Here is a 664-nt window from a genome sequence, read left to right as displayed (position 1 = left end):
CGGGCGATGGAGATCCGTTGGCGTTCGCCGCCGGAGAGGGCGGAGCCGATCTCGCCGACTCGCGTCCCGTAGCCGGCCGGGAGGCGGGAGACGAAGTCGTGCGCGTTGGCCGCGCGGGCGGCGGCTTCGATCTCGGCGTCGGTGGCGTCCGGGCGGGCGAGGGCGATGTTGGCGCGGATGGTGTCGTCGAAGAGGTAGACGTCCTGGAAGACGACGGCGATGTGGCGCAGCACCTCGTCCGGTTCGAGGGTGCGCAGGTCGGTGCCGCCGAGTCGGATGGTGCCGGTCTGCGGGTCAGCGTAGCGGCTGATCAGTTTGGTGACGGTGGTCTTGCCGGAGCCGGAGGGGCCGACGAGGGCGGTGAGGCTGCGTTCCGGGACGGTGAAGTCGACGCCGTCCAGGGTCGGTTCGCGCTGGCCGTCGTAGGTGAAGGTGGCGTTCTCGAAGCGGAGGTCGAAGGCGGTGGGCCGGGACCCGCCGGGTGCGGTGGGCAGGGGCTGGACCGCGAGCACCTCGTCCACTCTGCGCAGGGCCGCTTCGGAGAGTTCGAAGAGTTTGGTCATGGTGGCGGCAAGGCCGAGCGGTTCGGCGAAGCGGGCGGCGGTGACCACCACGGCGACCACGAGCGCCGGGGAGAGTCGCGTGTCGAGCGCGAGCGCGGAGC

1 protein-coding gene is annotated in these 664 nt (G+C 71.8%); it reads right to left on the bottom strand.

What is annotated here, in order from left to right; genetic code table 11:
* The coding region (locus tag AB0O00_RS40825; protein WP_363659712.1) for an ABC transporter ATP-binding protein at window positions 1-664 on the bottom strand (664 nt) is incomplete at both ends.

Origin of the sequence: Kitasatospora sp. NPDC093558, assembly GCF_040683475.1 — a bacterium.
Lineage (GTDB): Bacteria > Actinomycetota > Actinomycetes > Streptomycetales > Streptomycetaceae > Kitasatospora.
The sequence above is the reverse complement of the archived record's forward strand: the minus strand, read 5'-3'. Positions and strand labels throughout refer to the sequence as shown.